This is a genomic window from Clostridium sardiniense (assembly GCF_019753795.1).
In the GTDB taxonomy this organism is placed as follows: domain Bacteria; phylum Bacillota; class Clostridia; order Clostridiales; family Clostridiaceae; genus Clostridium; species Clostridium sardiniense.
The window spans coordinates 199,783-216,464 of the sequence record NZ_JAIKTU010000004.1 but is presented as its reverse complement, the minus strand read 5'-3'; the positions used below and the strand labels follow the sequence as shown (position 1 = coordinate 216,464).

27 protein-coding genes and 1 tRNA gene are annotated in these 16,682 nt (G+C 30.7%); all 28 read left to right on the top strand.

Going from position 1 to position 16,682, the window contains the following annotated elements; all coding sequences use genetic code 11:
• Positions 1-57 precede the first annotated feature (57 nt).
• The 28 genes from K5V21_RS06210 to K5V21_RS06075 all read left to right on the top strand — a co-directional run bounded on the left by K5V21_RS06210 (position 58) and on the right by K5V21_RS06075 (position 16,678).
• Positions 58-540 (top strand): Holliday junction resolvase RecU, encoded by a 483-nt coding sequence (locus K5V21_RS06210; protein WP_221860010.1) that lies wholly within the window; start codon positions 58-60, stop codon positions 538-540.
• The gene (locus K5V21_RS06205) at positions 541-804 is read left to right on the top strand and encodes a nucleoside triphosphate pyrophosphohydrolase family protein (protein ID WP_221860009.1); all 264 of its coding nucleotides are present in this window, start codon (positions 541-543) and stop codon (positions 802-804) included.
• 40 nt (positions 805-844) lie between these two features.
• Positions 845-1,048 carry a peptidoglycan-binding protein gene (locus K5V21_RS06200; protein WP_221860007.1) on the top strand — a complete coding sequence of 68 codons (204 nt, stop codon included), beginning with the start codon at positions 845-847 and terminating at the stop codon, positions 1,046-1,048.
• Between the two features lie 42 nt (positions 1,049-1,090).
• Entirely contained in the window at positions 1,091-1,246 is a 156-nt protein-coding gene (locus tag K5V21_RS06195; protein ID WP_221860004.1) for a hypothetical protein, read from the top strand.
• 31 nt (positions 1,247-1,277) lie between these two features.
• Positions 1,278-1,703 (top strand): YopX family protein, encoded by a 426-nt coding sequence (locus tag K5V21_RS06190; protein WP_221860002.1) that lies wholly within the window; start codon positions 1,278-1,280, stop codon positions 1,701-1,703.
• A 148-nt stretch (positions 1,704-1,851) separates the two neighbouring features.
• A complete protein-coding gene (locus tag K5V21_RS06185) occupies positions 1,852-2,256 on the top strand; it encodes a YopX family protein (RefSeq protein WP_221860000.1) in 405 nt (134 codons plus the stop codon).
• 10 nt (positions 2,257-2,266) lie between these two features.
• A complete protein-coding gene (locus K5V21_RS06180) occupies positions 2,267-2,806 on the top strand; it encodes a coiled-coil domain-containing protein (RefSeq protein WP_221859998.1) in 540 nt (179 codons plus the stop codon).
• 139 nt (positions 2,807-2,945) lie between these two features.
• Positions 2,946-3,021: transfer RNA gene (locus tag K5V21_RS06175), tRNA-Asn, on the top strand.
• A gap of 146 nt (positions 3,022-3,167) precedes the next feature.
• Entirely contained in the window at positions 3,168-3,383 is a 216-nt protein-coding gene (locus K5V21_RS06170) for a hypothetical protein (RefSeq protein WP_221859997.1), read from the top strand.
• Between the two features lie 38 nt (positions 3,384-3,421).
• A complete protein-coding gene (locus tag K5V21_RS06165) occupies positions 3,422-3,733 on the top strand; it encodes a hypothetical protein (protein ID WP_221859995.1) in 312 nt (103 codons plus the stop codon).
• Positions 3,726-4,127 (top strand): terminase small subunit, encoded by a 402-nt coding sequence (locus K5V21_RS06160; RefSeq protein WP_221859993.1) that lies wholly within the window; start codon positions 3,726-3,728, stop codon positions 4,125-4,127. Before K5V21_RS06165 ends, K5V21_RS06160 begins: the two co-directional genes overlap by 8 nt.
• A complete protein-coding gene (locus K5V21_RS06155) occupies positions 4,111-5,370 on the top strand; it encodes a PBSX family phage terminase large subunit (protein ID WP_221859991.1) in 1,260 nt (419 codons plus the stop codon). The genes K5V21_RS06160 and K5V21_RS06155 overlap by 17 nt, the downstream gene beginning before the upstream one ends.
• A gap of 17 nt (positions 5,371-5,387) precedes the next feature.
• Positions 5,388-6,824, top strand: a complete 1,437-nt coding sequence (locus K5V21_RS06150; RefSeq protein WP_221859989.1) for a phage portal protein — start codon at positions 5,388-5,390, stop codon at positions 6,822-6,824.
• Entirely contained in the window at positions 6,817-7,584 is a 768-nt protein-coding gene (locus K5V21_RS06145; protein WP_221859987.1) for a minor capsid protein, read from the top strand. The genes K5V21_RS06150 and K5V21_RS06145 overlap by 8 nt, the downstream gene beginning before the upstream one ends.
• 15 nt (positions 7,585-7,599) lie before the next feature.
• The gene (locus K5V21_RS06140; protein WP_221859985.1) at positions 7,600-7,899 is read left to right on the top strand and encodes a hypothetical protein; all 300 of its coding nucleotides are present in this window, start codon (positions 7,600-7,602) and stop codon (positions 7,897-7,899) included.
• An 8-nt stretch (positions 7,900-7,907) separates the two neighbouring features.
• On the top strand, positions 7,908-8,057 hold the full coding sequence (locus K5V21_RS06135) for a hypothetical protein (RefSeq protein WP_221859983.1): 150 nt from the start codon (positions 7,908-7,910) through the stop codon (positions 8,055-8,057).
• A gap of 15 nt (positions 8,058-8,072) precedes the next feature.
• Positions 8,073-8,279, top strand: a complete 207-nt coding sequence (locus K5V21_RS06130) for a Thoeris anti-defense Tad2 family protein (RefSeq protein WP_221859980.1) — start codon at positions 8,073-8,075, stop codon at positions 8,277-8,279.
• Positions 8,279-8,581, top strand: coding sequence for a DUF4406 domain-containing protein (locus K5V21_RS06125; RefSeq protein WP_221859978.1), 303 nt, complete (start codon positions 8,279-8,281; stop codon positions 8,579-8,581). The genes K5V21_RS06130 and K5V21_RS06125 overlap by 1 nt, the downstream gene beginning before the upstream one ends.
• A 25-nt stretch (positions 8,582-8,606) precedes the next feature.
• Entirely contained in the window at positions 8,607-8,870 is a 264-nt protein-coding gene (locus tag K5V21_RS06120) for a DUF6275 family protein (protein ID WP_221859976.1), read from the top strand.
• Between the two features lie 129 nt (positions 8,871-8,999).
• Complete coding sequence (locus K5V21_RS06115; protein ID WP_221859974.1) at positions 9,000-9,620, top strand: phage scaffolding protein; 621 nt, start codon at positions 9,000-9,002, stop codon at positions 9,618-9,620.
• Between the two features lie 3 nt (positions 9,621-9,623).
• Positions 9,624-10,493 (top strand): N4-gp56 family major capsid protein, encoded by an 870-nt coding sequence (locus tag K5V21_RS06110; protein WP_221859971.1) that lies wholly within the window; start codon positions 9,624-9,626, stop codon positions 10,491-10,493.
• A gap of 41 nt (positions 10,494-10,534) precedes the next feature.
• Positions 10,535-10,840 (top strand): phage head-tail connector protein, encoded by a 306-nt coding sequence (locus K5V21_RS06105; RefSeq protein ID WP_221859969.1) that lies wholly within the window; start codon positions 10,535-10,537, stop codon positions 10,838-10,840.
• 12 nt (positions 10,841-10,852) lie between these two features.
• On the top strand, positions 10,853-11,161 hold the full coding sequence (locus K5V21_RS06100) for a hypothetical protein (RefSeq protein WP_221859967.1): 309 nt from the start codon (positions 10,853-10,855) through the stop codon (positions 11,159-11,161).
• Positions 11,154-11,567, top strand: coding sequence for an HK97 gp10 family phage protein (locus K5V21_RS06095; protein WP_221859965.1), 414 nt, complete (start codon positions 11,154-11,156; stop codon positions 11,565-11,567). The genes K5V21_RS06100 and K5V21_RS06095 overlap by 8 nt, the downstream gene beginning before the upstream one ends.
• Before the next feature lie 386 nt (positions 11,568-11,953).
• Entirely contained in the window at positions 11,954-12,478 is a 525-nt protein-coding gene (locus tag K5V21_RS06090) for a hypothetical protein (protein ID WP_221859963.1), read from the top strand.
• Positions 12,479-12,491: 13 nt separating this feature from the next.
• Entirely contained in the window at positions 12,492-12,833 is a 342-nt protein-coding gene (locus tag K5V21_RS06085) for a hypothetical protein (RefSeq protein ID WP_221859961.1), read from the top strand.
• A gap of 143 nt (positions 12,834-12,976) precedes the next feature.
• Positions 12,977-13,117, top strand: a complete 141-nt coding sequence (locus K5V21_RS19340; RefSeq protein WP_245000657.1) for a hypothetical protein — start codon at positions 12,977-12,979, stop codon at positions 13,115-13,117.
• Complete coding sequence (locus K5V21_RS06075; RefSeq protein WP_221859959.1) at positions 13,118-16,678, top strand: phage tail tape measure protein; 3,561 nt, start codon at positions 13,118-13,120, stop codon at positions 16,676-16,678.
• Positions 16,679-16,682 lie beyond the last annotated feature (4 nt).

Below are 16,682 nucleotides of genomic sequence, written 5' to 3'. Positions count from 1 at the left end.
ATACAATTTTACCATTGTATTCTCATATGATAATCAAATGATAGAAGGTGCGTATGTTTGAAAAATGAGGGAAAGAGGTTCGAGGAAGATTTTAAGAAGTCAGTTTCAGAAAAGTATTTTATATATAGATTTAAAGATGGTACAGCAAACTTTAAAGGAACTAAAAATGAAAATGTAAGATTTCAAGCACATAATATTTGTGATTTTCAAGTAGTTACAGAAAATAAAGTTTTTCTATTAGAACTTAAGAGCTATAACGGTGTAAGTATTCCTTTAAGTGGAATAAGAAAGACTCAATTAGAAGAAATGTTAAAGGCGAGTAACTATAAAAACATAAAACCATATTTTATGTTTAATTTCAGACCATTACAGAAGGTTTATGCGGTTAAGGTAGAAAATGTACAAGAGTTTATAGAAAAGGCAGAGAGAAAGAGTATTCCTGTTAAATGGTGTATAGAAAATGGAATAGAGATTGATGGGATTAAAAAGAAAGTTAGATTTAGATATGAACTAGAATCTTTCTTTAAGGAGGAAATGTAAATGGAAGAAAAGTTAAAAGAAATTTTAAATCATTACGGAGAAGAAGCTCAAGCTAATCAATTGGTTCAAGAGTTAGGCGAATTGATTGTTGCAATAACAAAAGGTGATGTTGAAAATGCAATGGAAGAGGTTGCAGATGTAGAAATAATGTTAGAACAGTTTAAGAGCTTTGAAGCTATTGATAGAGATAAAATTGAGGAAATTAAAGAGTATAAGATAGATAGACAACTCAAAAGGATAGAAAGGGAAAAAGTAAATAGGTGAATTATTAATAGGTTAGTAATATGAGGAAAGGGTGAAGTAAATGGTAAATGTAAGAGATTTAGAAATGTGGAATAAAAGTCTATCTATGTTATTTAATAAATCTCCAAAAATAAAATATATTTGTGGAAAATGTGGTTCATACAATGAAACTAGAATATCATTAACGGCAATAAAATTAAATAGACCACACGTAATATGTGGATATTGCGGTGAGATAAATAATACAGGAATAAAATTAACTTAATTCGTAATTCCAAGATTAAGTGAAGAAAAGGAAGTGAATTAATTGAAGTATGATGTATTAACAGAATGTACTTGTTGCAATGATAAAACACTTTGTAGTGAGGAAGTAATAGAAGTTGATGGAGTTCAAGAGGTTTTACATTTCTGCGAATTTTGTGATAAAGAAATACAAGATATTTTAGATTATTATAACAACTGATTCACAATAGCAAGATAGGAGGAATGAAAAAATGAAGGGTAAAGAGCTTGTATTAAAAGCAGTTAATGAAATAGATAAAGATAAATTTGAACTTATAGATTTTACACCAATTATGGAGTGTGAAGAAATAGTTGGAAAGATATTAGGAGATACAACAATACTAAGACCAACTGGAATGACAGATAATGAATATAATGAAATATATGAAGGTGATATTGTAGAAGTTACAGTAGGGAATTTAACTCATAAAGCAGAGATAGTTTTTGAAATAGGTTCTTTTTGTATAGCTATGCGTGAAGATAATCTAAGAGATTTATTTCCTGATAATTGGAATGATAATGTAAAGACTTTAGGTGAAATATATTGGGAACAAGAATTCATGGAAGATAATTCAATAGAGTGCTTAAAAATTATAGGAAATCACTATAAAAATAAAGCATTAAGATTAGTTTATTAATTCACAATAGGCAAATAAAATGAAATTTTAATTAAGTTATATTCTGGCTAGGTAATAATTTTAAATATGAAAGGATGTGATGTACCCCCATCACATTAAATATATAGTACAGTACGCCTAGCCAGTTTATATAAATGAGGTGAAGAAAATGGAGAGAAGGATTATTTTTAGAGGAAAAGGTATTGATACCGATGTGTGGTTTTATGGAGGATATACTACAGAATGGAATGATGATGGTGAGGATAGTTTTTATATAACTGATGGGTTAGGTGCTATACCAGTAAAGAAAGAAACCGTAGGACAATATACAGGACTAAAAGATAAGAACGGAAAAGAAATATATGAAGGGGATATATTAAAGCACAACCATGAATCAGTAGGTGAATTAATTAGAGTAGTGAATTATAAGTATGGAATGTATGGCGTAGATGGAGAAATAATAGGGATAGAGGGAACGGTAGTGACAAGAAATCACATTCCTTTTGCAAATATTTTGACATACAAATATGAAGTTGTAGGGAATATATATGAGAATCCAGAGTTATTAAAATAAGGAGGTAATTATGGAAACTAATTTATTGAGCGAAGAAGAGTTGCTTAAAGATACAGAAGAAAAGCTTAAGACTTATTTTAAAAGAGAAAATATATTAAAAACACTAGACAAAAGAATCGAAAATTTAAAAGAAAGAATAGATAAGATAAACCATGATTTAAGAGAAGTAAATATTAGTATTCCAGAGGAAAGCAGAGCTATTACTTATGAGGAAAGAGTACAAACATCGGGTACAGGAATAAGCTATGCTGAAAGTACTGTGATGAATATAACAGCAAGAATGCAAAAGATACTAGAGAAAAGTAAGTTAGAATTAATTGATCTTGAAGAAAAAAGATTTAATATAGAAACAGATAATGAAGTAATAGAAGATAATATTAAAGAATTAAATGATGAGTTAATGGAAATAATTAAGCTTATATATGGCAAGGGAAGGACAGAGGAATTTGTTGCACAGAAATTAAAAATAGATAGAAGTAATGTAAATAGAAGAAAGATAGCTATATTAAGGAATGTAGAACATTGGTTTTATTGGTTTAATAAAAAATAGCGCACGAAAATCGCACAGAAGTCGCACGTCACTATTTACAAAAAGTAATATAATAAGTATATGGACAGATTGATGAAGTTTAATTGTTCATTTGTGATCCTCTTAATTATATATAGGCAGGGATAAAACCCTGCAACGTGGAGATATAGCTCAGTTGGTAGAGCGATAGGCTGTTAACCTATGTGTCGAGAGTTCAAGTCTCTCTATCTCCTCCATTAAAAATATGGTAAAATTAGATAACCCTTCGGAGGGGATTACAAAAAAAGAGTTGGTTGGTCTAAGCGACCAGACTCTTTTTTATTAAAGGGAATTCTATACTTTTGTAGAATATAATATATAAAAGTATAAAGGTGGAAAAGGGATGATTAAATTAAAAAATATTATTCAAGAATCAAAAGAGGTAAAGTCATGTGATGATACATTGGAACATTATAAAAATGTACATACGCTTTTAAAGTTAGCAATAAAGGATAAGCGAGAGATATTAGATATAAAAGACGAAGTTATTAAATATAAAGGTAAAAGAATTATAAAAACAACTATAATATTAGATAAAAAAATAATATTATTTACATAGTTCAATTAGAACTCTCATACTGGGGGTTCTTTTTTATTTTGAAAGAAGGTGAAGTGATGAATATACAAGGAAAGATAAATAAGTTAGTAAAGGGATTAAATATTTATGGATATATATACTTAGTAAATAGAGAACAATTTATAAGTAATAAAACAGGAAATGTATGTACTGTATATAAGTTATTTCACTTAATGGATGTAGAAGAGTATAACGAAATGTATCCAGAAAATAAGAAAGATCCTAATAAGTATTCTAAAGTCAAGGTAGAAATACTAAGTACATTTAAACAACAGGAAATACTTTTAAAATTAGTTGAGATATATAAAGAAGTAGGTGGAGCAGATGGATAATAAAAAGCTTACACCAAAACAAAAGGCATTTGCAGATTATTATATAGAAACTGGCAATGCTACAGAAGCAGCAAGGAGAGCAGGATATAGTAAGAAAACAGCAGCAGTAATAGGAACAGAAAACCTAATAAAACCTAATATAAAACAATATATAGATGAACGCCTAAAAGAAATAGAAGATAAGAGAATAGCAAAAGGTGAAGAAGTCCTCCAATATCTAACAAAAGTTATGAGGGGGGAAGAAAAAGACCAATTTGGATTAGATGCATCACTTCAAGATAGAACTAAAGCAGCAGAGTTATTAGGTAAAAGATATAGATTATTTATTGAGAAGGTTGAAACTAATGTAAATGCTAAAATTATCTTTGAGGGAGAAGATGAACTTGAGGACTAATAATGAGTTGAGAATAAGTTTGCCAAGTAAGATAGGTAAGGGTTACGGTACCTTTTGGAAGTTTAAAGGTAGATATAGAGTCGTTAAAGGTGGTAGAGGAAGTAAGAAATCAACTACTACAGCGCAGTGGGTAATCTATAATATGATGAAATATCCAAAGGCAAATACATTAGTAATTAGGAGAGTATTCAATACTCATAAAGATTCTACTTATACTCAATTAAAATGGGCTGCTAATAACTTAGGAGTATTACATTTATGGCATTTTAGTAAATCACCATTAGAAGCTACTTATAAACCTACAGGACAAAAAATATTATTTAGAGGTCTTGATGATCCAATGAGTATTACATCAATAACAGTTGAAGTGGGATATTTATGTTGGTGTTGGTTTGAAGAAGCGTTTCAAGTAATGAATGAAGATGATTTTAATAAAGTAGATATGTCAATTAGAGGTGAATTACCTAAAGGATATTTTAAACAAGTAACATTAAGCTTTAATCCTTGGAGTGAGAAGCATTGGTTAAAGAAAAGATTCTTTGATACTAAAGATGATAATATCTTAGCCTTAACAACTAATTATAAATGTAATGAGTTTTTGGGTGATGATGATAGAGAGATATTTAAAAAGATGAAAGAGAAGAATCCGAGAAGATATAAAATAGAAGGGCTCGGAGAGTGGGGAATAGCAGAAGGTTTAGTTTATGAAAACTTTACTGAACTTGATTTTAAGTTAGAAGAAATAAATAAGAGAAAAGGAATTATTAGTGTCTTTGGGTTAGACTTTGGATATACTAATGACCCAACTGCATTTATATGCTGCTTAGTTGATGAAAAGGCTAAGGAGCTTTTTATTTTTGATGAACATTATCAGAAGGCTATGAGTAATACAGATATAGTTAATATGATTAAGTATAAAGGCTATTCTAAAGAAAGGATAATTGCAGATAGTGCAGAGCCTAAGAGTATTGATGATATTAGAAAGCAAGGAATAAGAAGGATTAAAGCAGCTCAAAAAGGAAAAGACAGTATATTAAATGGAATACAAAACATCCAGGATTATAAAATATATGTTCATCCTAAGTGTGAAAATACAATAGTAGAGTTAAATAACTATGTATGGAATACAAAGGAAGGACAAGTTATAAATAAGCCTATAGATGATTATAACCACCTTATGGATGCTTTAAGATATGCTATGGAGCAAACAAAGAAAAAAGGTGGAATAAGAGTACTTAAATAGAAGGGAGTAGAATGTTTATGTTTGGATTAGGAAGACCAGTATCAACTAAAGGACCTATGAGTACTATTCAATGGTTAAAAGAAGAAATACAAGATTTTTTAAGTTCAGATAATAGAAAACTTATGCTTGTTGGTGAACAGTATTATAAGGTTGATAATGATATATTAAAAAGAAAGATCATTCAGCATACTGAAAAAGGTGATGTAGAAGCAGAATTTAAGGCCAACAATAAATTAGCTCATTCATTATACAAAAACTTAGTAGATGAAAAAGTAAGCTATTTATTAACTAAGCCATATACCTTCAAAGGTGAGAATGAAGTATATATAAATAAGGTTAAAGATACATTAACAAAATATTTTCAAGATATATTTAATGAACTTGGATATGAAGCATCTAACAAAGGGATAGGATGGTTACATGTATTTATTAATGACGATGGTAAGCTTGACACTATGGTTATTCCATCGGAACAAATAATACCTATATGGAGCGATAGAGGACATAAAAGGCTAGATAGATTAATAAGACTGTATGACTTAATAGTTTATGAGGGTATTAATAAGAAAACAATAACTAAAATTGAAATATGGTATCCGGATAAGGTTGAGTACTATATAAAGGATGGAGAGCAGATAATGCTTGATAGTGAAAAATACCTTGATATAGCTGGAGACATAGGACACTATAAGAAAAATATTGCAGGTAATAGTGAATATGCAGTATGGAATAGAGTGCCTTTTATAGCATTTAAAAATAATAGAATAGAGTTTCCAGATATAAAGTTTGTTAAAAGTCTAATTGATAACTATGATCTAAGCAGAAGTGAAGTTGCAAATTATATAGAAGAGGTAAAGAATCTTATTTATGTTCTAAAAGGATATGGTGGAGAAGACTTAGGCGAGTTTGTGGATAATCTTAATTATTATAGAGCTATAAGCATAGATGATGTACTTGAAGGAGGAGTGGATGTGCTTAATCCTCAAATGGATATAGAAGCTATAAAAGCACATTACGAACAACTTAAAAGAGATATTAATGAGTGTGGACAAGGTGTAAATAAAGATTTAGATAAATTTGGTTCAGCACCATCAGGTATAGCACTTAAGTTTTTATATAGTGGAATAGATTTAAAGTGTAATTCTTTAGAAGTGCTTTTTAAAAGAGGATTTGAAGAACTTCTATATTTTATAAATATTTATCTATCAGAGAGTAGTCAAGGAAGTTATAGTAATGAAGAGTTGGAAGTTATATTTAATAAAAATATAACTATTAATGAAGCGGAGACTATAAGCAATTGTGTTGAATCTAAAGGAGTAATAAGCAATAAAACAATACTTGCTAATCATCCTTGGGTTAAAGACGTTGAAGTAGAGCTTGAGCAACTTAATAAAGAAAAAGAAGACTTTGGAGTAGACTTCGATAAAATACCAGTAGGTGGAGAAGATGAGTAGGAATTCTGAATACTGGGAGAAAAGAATAGCTAAGCCGACGTGGGATATATACAATTCATTAGAAGAAAAAAATAGGGCATTATTAGAAATGTATCAAGAAGCATCTTTAAGTATATCAGATGAGATATACAGGGTTACAGAAAAGATTAAAACTGCTACCCCATCACGTTCAGATATGTATAAGTTTAATAGACTTTCGAAGTTACAAAAAAATATAAATATAATAATTAAAGAACTTGGAAGCAATGTTGAAAGCTTTGGAAAAGAAAATATGCATAAAGGTATTAAATTGAACTATGAAAGTATTATGAAAGCGTTAGGGGAGATTGAATACTCTATGCCTAACAAAAAAATAATGGAGCATATGTTAAATAAACCATGGCTTGGGAGCAACTTTTCTGAAAGACTATGGAAAAATACAAAGATGTTAGCTATGAATATGAATGATATACTTACAAATGGACTTACACAAGGTAAGACAGTAACAGAAATGGCTATACAACTTAGCAATAGAATGAATGAAGGTTTTAATGTAGCACACAGGCTTGTTAGAACAGAAACAATGCATGCATTAAATGAAAGTTCATTCCAAGCGTATAAAGATGCTGGATGTAAAAAAGTAGAATTCTGGGCAGCGGAAGATGAGAGAACGTGTCCAAGATGTGCATCAATGCATGGTGAGATATATACATTATCAAGTAGACCTATATTACCAGTACATCCGAATTGCAGATGTACTTATTTACCAGTCATAGAATAAAGGAGTAGGTTTTTTATGAAAGTTAATTGTGATAAGTGTAATAAAGAATTTGAAATTGACTTATTAATAGAGAAGGTAGAAGGAGATGTAAGAAGAGCTTATTTTAATTGTCCTAATTGTAATACTAAATATATTTCGTACTATTTAAACAACAGAATAGAACAGAGACAATTAAAAATGCAAAAATTAATGGTAAATGCATCTAGAATGTATGTCAATAGTGAAAAATACTTAAAAAATATAGAAAAGCTTAAAGTGTTAACAGAAGAAAATAGATTAGAAATGAAAAGATTAAAAGATATGTTTGGAGAGTGATTTTTTTTATGATGGATAAAGTAAGGTTAGAAAGTAAGCTTGAGAGTGTTGGTAAGAAACTTAAGGATAGGGATTGTATTAATTTAATTAGTAAAGATTTAGCTTTAGCTAGTTTAAGAACTATGAAGTTTGCCAATATGATGAATAAGGAGAATTAGAAAGGAGAATTAGATATGAAATTTGGATTAGCATTAAAAGCTATGAAAGAAGGCAAGAAAGTAAAACTTCCAGAGTGGGAAGGATATTGGGTTTGGGACAATGAGAAAGAATCTATCTTTATGCATTGCAAAGATAGAAGAGTATTAGATATTAGAGAAACTCAAGATGTTTATTTTACATTCTCTAATGTTTCTAGAGAAGATTGGGAGGTAGTTGAATAATGAAAAAATTATTTATATCTCAACCAATGAGAGGTCTTACAGATGAAGAAATATTGAAAGCAAGAGAAGAAATTCGTATTAAAGCAGAAAGAACTATAGGAGAACCAATAGAGTTAATAGATTCCTTCTTTAAGGATTATAAGCCTGTAGGTAATAAGCCTGTAGCTTATATTGGTAAATCTATAATGTTACTTGCTACAGCTGATGTTGCTTATTTTGGTGAGGGCTGGAAAGATGCAAGAGGATGTAAAATTGAACACGAAGTAGCTGTTCAATATGGAATTGATAGGATAGAAGATTAAATTATAAGAAAGGAGTTGTTTGAAAATGGGAAGTAAAGAATTTTTAAAACTATGCAAAGAGATTGTAGTAAATTATTTCAATGAACATGCAGATAAGACAGATAAGAAACAGATTACTGAGGAGGACGTTTTTATTGTATGGAGTTGTAAGACTTTACAAAACAATAAGGCTCTTGTAAGTACTATAGTATCAGATGGTATGTATTATGAAATTACGCATAATGGAGATAAGAAAGAAACTTATGTAGATGCTTATAAGAAATGGGAAAATTACAAAGTTGAAAGGTAAATGAGTCTTAGAAGTAAGGCTTTTTTATTTTGCCTTTTTAACTTTATTCAAGGCGTAAAAGAAGAAATAAGTAAACTATATTAGAGAAGCAAAACTCGTATAAAAGCGTAAATATAGGAGGTATTTAAAATGAATTTTGAAGAATTATTAAAAGCTCAAGGGTTAAGTGATGAACAAATAAAGTCAATTACAAAAGCTATGAGCAAAGAAAAAATTTATACAACAACAGAGGAAAAGGCAGATGACAGAATAGGTAAATTAAAATCTCAAAAAGAAGATTTAGAAGAACAACTTAATACTGCTAACACTACTATCAAAGATTTAAAGAAAAATAATGCTGATAATGAAGAACTTCAAAAGACAATTAAGCAGCATGAAGATACTATCAAAACTTTAAAAACAGATAGTGATACAAAGATAAGAAATTTAACTTTAGATAGTGCTATTAGTAACGCATTAACTAAAGCTAAGGCTAAACATTCTGATTTGTTATCTAGTAAGTTTGATAGAGATAAGCTAGTAATAAATGAGGATGGAACAGTAACAGGATTAGATGAACAACTTAAAGGATTTAAAGAAACATATAAAGATATGTTTGAGGTTACTTTAGGTGGAGGAACACCACCTAATCCAGATAATAAACCTACTACAATTACAAGAGATCAATTTAATAAAATGGGATATCTTGAAAGAGTTAAATTAAATCAAGATGATCCAGAATTATATAATACGTTAAAAGGAGAGGAATAAGATATGGCAGCAGGAACAACAAAATTAGAAAATTTAATAGACCCACAAGTTATGGCAGATATGATTGATGGGCAAATAGGTAAAAAGATAGTAGTAACACCATTTGCTAAAATTGACACTACATTACAAGGAAAGCCGGGAGATACTATAACAGTACCAGCTTATGCATACATTGGAGATGCTGAAGATGTTGCAGAAGGCGTAGAGGCAGGAACAACAATATTAACAACTTCAACTACAGAAGCGAAAGTAAAGAAGGCAATGAAAGCAGTTGCATTAACTGATGAAGCACTGTTAAGTGGTTATGGTGATCCTTTAGGACAAGCAACAGGACAGTTATCAAAATCTTTAGCAGCTAAAGTGGATAATGATTGTATGAGTGCTTTATTAGCAGTTAAAACATTAACTTACGATGGCTCAAGTGCTAAAATTGCATATAGTGGAGTTGTAGATGCAATAGATTTATTTGATGAAGAAACTCAAAAACCAAAGATTATGTTTGTAAATCCAAAGCAAGTTACAACTTTAAGAAAAGATCCAGATTTTATTGATGCAAATAAATACAATAATAATGTAATGATGACTGGTGAAATTGGTAATATAGCTGGAGTAAGAGTAGTTCCAAGTAAGAAGGTAGTCTTAGATTCAACAAGCGCTTTTTATTCTTGTCCAATTATAATATTAGAAGAAAATCAAGAAGATAATATACAAAATCAAGAGGTACCAGCTTTAACAATTTACTTAAAGAGAAATGTAAATGTTGAAAAGGAAAGACAAACATTAAAAAGAACTACAGTTGTAAGTGCAGATGAATTTTATACAGCGGTGGTATCAAACCCTAGTAAGGTTGTTTTAGCTAAGTTTAAAAAATAGAGTAGATTTAATATCTACTCTTGTTTTTGTAGGTGATAGTAATGGATAAGAATATTTTGGTAGAGAAGATAAGAAGAAGAAGTGTAGCAGCAAGAAATAAGGATGTTATGGTGATATTAGATTTAATCGAAGAAAGTCAATTTGATATATTAGACTATACGAATTTATCTGAAATGCCTGAAGGTTTAAAGGGAGCTTTGATTGAGTTAGTTATTATCAAGTGTAATAAATTAGGCAATGAGGGTATATCGAGTGAGAGTTATAGTGGTGTATCTCAGACATTCATTAGAGACTGGCCTAAAGACTTGAAGAGGAAAATAAGGAAATTTAAAAAATTGTCGTGGTGAGAGGTGTTTATCATGAGTATTAATGGAGATATGAAAAAACTTACGTTACAAGAGCTTAGAGAGATAACTACACCTTCTATGGCTCGAAAAAAGACATGGGTAGATACAGATGAGATCTTAATAGCTATCTACAATACAGATAGCAGAGTTAATACGAATAATGCTATGTACAATGAAAGTTCTCATATTGCATTAACATTTAATAAGAATATTAGCGGCAATAATAGGATTAAAGATGGAAGTAGAGTATATTCGATTAAAGGAGTTAACCCACAAGGAAGGTTAAATCAAGTATTTTTAAAGGTGATAGAAAATGTCTAGTAATTTTGTAAACAGCTGTGAAAAAGCTAAGAAGTTAATGGGATTACAAATTATGAAAAACATAAATAAGGTATGTTTAGTAGTTGAAAGAGAAGCAAAGAAAAACTGTCCAGTTGATCAAGGTCCATTAAGAGCAGCAATGGGACATGATGTTAATATCGTTTTTAGTGAGGTTATAGGAAGGGTAGGGAATACAATGGAGTATGCTCCTTATGTACATCAAGGTACAGGAATTTATGCTAAAGACGGGAAAGGGAGAACAACACCATGGAAGTACAAAGCTGAGGGTGGAAAGTATGATGGCTGGCACAAGACAGTAGGGCAAAGACCACAACCATTTTTAGAAAATGCTAAGATTAGAAGCATACCTATGATACAGAATATTTTGACGGAGGGATTAAGATAAAAAATACAATTGTAGAATATTTAAATAATAATAAAGAGTTAGTTAAATTAGTTGGAAAAGATAGATTTTTTGCATTATATACAACAGATATATCTAAGCCCTCTTTGGTATATTCTTATACTCCGATTATAAAGGATTATATTAGCCAGACACAGCTTGAAATTAAAATAATTTGGAGTGATTATGATGAGGTAGAAGCTATAGAGGAGTGCTTAGAAAAAATATTTATTAATAAAGAAAGCGATAGTAAATTTAAATTTTACAAGAACATAGCATTTAAAGCCACTAGAAGCGGTGGAGGAACGTTATTCAGAGACGATTTACAAATGTTTGAGAATAGCGTTATTTTTATAATCAAATTTAAAGAATAGAAAGGATGAGATAACATGGCAAATACAGATAAGCCAATAATTGTTGGAGCAGGAGAACTATATATGTATGAATTTACAGGTGATGCTATTCCGAAAGATGTAGAAATAGAAACAGATGTTCATAATGTAGGACATTGTAACTCAGGATTCAGTATTGATTACAAGCCTAAGAGATATGATGTTAAAAATCAATATGGAAGAATAGTTAAATCATTTATTACAGATGAAGAATTAACAGCTAAGACTGGGATTATTTCATGGGATTTAAATAAGCTGGCATTATTATCAACTGCAAAGATTACAGAGAATGAAGAAAAGACAAAGAGAACTTTAACATTTGGAGGTGGGGGATCACTTAAAAATGTACTTGTGAGATTTGTGCATGAGGAAAATGGTAAGCATTTAAGATTTACTATGATTGGACAAGGTGGTAATGGATTTGCACTAGATTTTGCAGATAAAGAGGTTAGTATAAATGCAGAAATACAAGCTATGGAATATATAAAGAACTTCTTAGCAAGTTTTGAGCAAGAATTATAGGAGGAATGTTTAAGTGCTAGATTTAGATTTAATAAATAATAGTAAGATGGATATTAAAATAAATGGTGAAATGGTGAAGGTGAATGAAGCGACCTACAGTATTGCAAAGAGAGTTAGGGCATTCCAAGAGTATGTAGCTAGTGAGGGAGTAGTAGAAGAAAAATCAGAAAAAATACAAGCTGAATTAATATTAGACTTCTTAAATAACAATGAAAATGGTAAGAAGTTTACTCAAAAGGATTTAGATAGTTTTTCTTTCCTTGGAATAAAAGCTGTCTATAATTTGATGATTGATTCAATTAGTAAAAAAGAAATAAACCCAAACTTAGAATCCCCTTACCAAGAGGAAAAATAGGGGAAGCTATAGTAAATAAATATTTCCCTAGTGAAAAATGGGAAGAACAGTATTATTGTGAAACTGCTGATATAAAAGCGGTAAGTGAATATACAGGTTTAAATTTCAATGAGATTTATAACCTGCCATATTCACTTTTTTTATTGTACAGAAAAGATGCTTGGTTAAGTGGTTTAAAAGGAACTGAAAAAGGACAAGAGTTTCTAGAAACATTATGGGGATTAACTCAAACTAAAGCTGATTATGAAGCTATAGGAAAATTTCAAGGAAAGGAGGAGAAGTAGATGGGAATTGCACTAGCTCCATTAGTTGTTGATATAAAAGCTAATTTATTGCCATTTTCAAATGGAATAGATACAGCATCAAGAAAAGGTTCAGACTTTGAAAGGCAGATGGAAGGTGTTAAGAGGGAGCTAAAGCTAACAGAGTCCGGTTTTAAAGTTGCTGGGTCAAGTGCTGAACTATTAGGGAATAAAACAGCAACATTAACTAATAAGCAGCGTGAACTAACTGAAAAAATGAAACTTCAATCAAGAGCTATAGATATAAATAAAGAAGCTTATAAAAAGATAGAAGATAGATTACAAAAGTATGTGCAAAAGAATGATAAATTAAAGAGTACTATTGAGAAGGTAACTAAAAAACATCAGGAAGCCGAAAAGACCTATGGTAAGGAAGCAGAGCAGACAAAGAAACTAGCAGATAAGTTAAGTAACTTAAATGAGAAGTTTGAAAATAATAAGAAAAAAATTCAAGCTACAACAGAAAAGCTAGATAATCAAAAGATTAAATTAAATGAATGGCAAGCAGAATTATTACAAAGTCAGAAAGCTTTAAATAAAACAAATAAAGAGCTTAAAGAATTTAATTTAACGAAAATGAGTGAAAAGTTAGGAAAGGCATCTAATGGATTAAAAAGCGTTGGTTCAACTTTGACAACAAATGTAACATTACCACTTGCAGGTATTGCAACAGTTGCATCTCATGTTGGTATTGAGTTCGAAGCGCAAATGGATAAGGTATCAGCTATAAGTGGAGCTACAGGAGATGAATTTAAAAGTCTAGAAGCTAAAGCAGAAGAAATGGGATCTAAAACTAAATTTAGTGCCACGAATGCAGGTCAAGCTATGGAGTATATGGCTATGGCTGGTTGGAAATCAAAGGATATGCTTGATGGTATAGAACCGGTATTAAATTTAGCTATAGCAAGTGGTGAGGATTTAGGAAGAACATCTGATATTGTAACAGATGCATTAACAGCCTTTGGATTAACAGCTAAAGACACTGCTATGTTTACTGATGTTCTAGCGGCCGCAAGTAGTAATGCCAATACAAATGTAAATCTTATGGGGGAAACATTTAAGTATGCAGCACCAGTAGCAGGAGCATTAGGATATAATGTCAAAGATACTGCACTAGCTATAGGTTTAATGGCTAACTCAGGAATTAAAGCTTCGCAAAGCGGCACATCATTAAGAGCTGGATTGACTAACTTGGTTAAACCAACTGATAGTATGTACGCTGCTATGAAGAGATATAATATATCAGTTACAGATAGTAATGGAAAAATGAAATCTTTCAGAACGTTCTTAGGAGAATTAAGATCAAGGTTAGGACATCTAGAAAAAGCTACTCAAACAGCTACTGTAGCTCAAATATTCGGTAAGCAAGCTATGTCAGGTTGGTTAGCTATAATAAATGCATCTCAAGGCGACTTTGATAAACTAGCAGAATCTATTGATAAATCAGAAGGTGCAACTGAAAAGATGGCGAAAACTATGGCTGATAATGCTAAAGGTTCTTTAGCTGAAATGAAATCAGCTTTAGAAGAAGCGGCTATAAAAGGATTTAAAGTTATAGCACCTTTAATTACAGATGTAGCTAAAGGGGTAGGAAGTCTTGCCAATAGCTTTAGTGAATTAACACCAGAAACACAACAACTTATTTTAAAGTTTGGAGCAGTAGCAATAGCGGCTGGACCAGTTTTAAGTGTTACTGGAAAACTGACAGGTGGATTTGTAAAGTTAATTGATCTTACTAAGAAACTTAAAACTGCAACGGTTGCAACAGGAGCTGTTATGAAGAGTGCTACAGTTGCTACAGAAGGGTTAGCGGTAGCTACTCAAGCATCAGGTGCAGCAAGTGGAGTTGCTGCTTTAGGGTTTGGATCAGTAGCGAGCGTAGCATTACCTTTAGTGGGGATTTTAGGAGCGGTAGCAGGTGGAGTTTATTTATATACAAAGAATACAGAAGTAATGTCAAGTAGTTGTTTACAAACTAAAGAGGAATTAGGATTAGTCGGGAATGCTTTACTAGCATTAAATGGACAGTATGCTTTATCAGCTGAGGAAATGGATAAAATGAATATAAGGCATAAAGAGTGGAGCGATAAAATATCACCTGAAACCAAGAAAGCATTAACAGAACTTTCAGATAAGGTAGCTACATTAAAGTTTGATTTAGCGCATGCAAATGGATTAGATGGTGTTATAAGTGAATCTGATATAAATAATTTAAAGCAAAGGACAAATAAATTATTTGATGAAACTATAGCGAAAATAAAAGAGAGAGCTCCGGAAACGCAAAAAGAAATGGCAGAAGCATTTAAAGCTGATGATGGAAAGTTAGATGAAAATGAAGAAAAATTAATGGAGTTCTTTAATAAATCACAGTCGCAGCAAATTGAAAAGATTAATGAATTATCAAAGAAAGCTAATTCAATTTATGAAAACGCAGCCAAAGAACATAGAGATATTAAAAAAGAAGAGCAGGATGAAATTAATAAATTGCTTGATGAAGCAGCTACAATACAGATGAATAATACAGTAAAAAATAATGATGAATTATTAGCAGCACAAGCAGATTTTAATGCTAGGATGAATAATCTAGATATGACTGGGTTATCAAATCTGTTAAAAGAAAAGGATAAGGCTAGAGATGCAGAGGTTCAAAGTGTAAAGACAAAGTATGATAAACAAATAGAAAATATAAAATTAAGTTATTCTCAGATGGATAGTGAAACACAAAAGCATGCAGATGCTGAAATTCTTAAATTGGAAAATTTAAAACGTGATTCAGTAAAGAAAGAGAATGATAAATATCAAGGATATATAGATGCAGCAAAAGATAAATATCCACAATTAGATCAATATATAAATACTGCTACTGGGGAGATTATGACTAAGCAACAAAAGCAAAATGCTGAAAACTTAGTTGAATACTCAAAACAGTTAGATGGCTTAGAAAAAATAAGTAAGACGGGATATTATGAGATTTATAATAATGTAACGAAGAGTATGCAGAAGTGCTATGTTGAAGTTGATGATTCAACAGGGGAAATAACGGGGTTATGGGAGCAAAGTGTTAATCGTATTTACGGAAATCCTATAAAAGCTAAAGACGATATAAAAAACGATATAAAGAATGGTCGTATAAACTTTACTGTTATAGATAGTGAATATAAAAAGAATAAGGATGCAGTAGAAAATAATCCTGTTAAGCCTAAATCAGAACAAAATAAAGGCATATTTGATTGGGTAAAAGATGCATGGAGAGATAATGTTCAATATGTTATAGATCATCCTATAAAATCATTTACTGATTGGGTAGGTGGATCAATTCAAAAAGCTCCTAATTTTCATTATAATGGATTAGATAATGTTCCTTTTGATGGATACTTAGCAAGACTTCATAAAGGGGAAAGAGTATTAACAGCTGATGAAAATGCTAGTTATAATAAAGGCACTGGAGATATACAAGTAACAAATAATTTTTATGGTAGAGTTGATAGTCCTTATGAGGTAGCTAAAGCAACTAAAAGAAGCATGAGGGAATTACAGTATTAAGGAG